The following is a 426-nucleotide window of genomic DNA, read 5'->3' on the forward strand; positions in this document are numbered from 1 at the left end:
GCCTTGAGCGGGGGCGCGACGAAGGGCGCATAGGGGAGCACGTAGCCGCCGTGCTCGTAGCCCGGGCCCATGCCGTCGTGCTCGACCCAGAGGACGCGGTGGCTGCGCTTGGCCAGCAGCGCCGCGGCGAGCGCGCCACCGAGCTGGCTGCCCAGCACGATGACGTCGTACACGTGCCGCGACGGGCCCGAGGGAAGCTTGAGTTTGGCTGCGGACGTCATGCGGCGCGCAACACTACACAACGTCCTCCCGGCTGGCTCCCTTTTGACGAGGCAAGAGGGTGGGTGCTCGGAGCCCTCAGGCGCCCGCGCCGAAGAGGCGGGCCTCCAGCTCGGGCGGGAAGGTGGTGAAGTCCGGGAGCGTCCAGAGGGCGCCGGCCTGGCGCAGCTGGACGGCCGTCGTCGTGGTGGTGATGCCCACCACCGG

1 protein-coding gene is annotated in these 426 nt (G+C 72.1%); it reads right to left on the minus strand.

Annotated features, from left to right (window positions below; genetic code table 11):
• Window positions 1–221, minus strand: a 221-nt coding sequence (locus FL311_RS43480; protein ID WP_368668625.1) for an NAD(P)-binding protein, incomplete at its 3' end; no start/stop codon positions are given.
• Window positions 222–426: the final 205 nt, after the last annotated feature.

This window comes from Myxococcus sp. AB025B (assembly GCF_006518215.1).
Classification (GTDB): domain Bacteria; phylum Myxococcota; class Myxococcia; order Myxococcales; family Myxococcaceae; genus Myxococcus; species Myxococcus fulvus.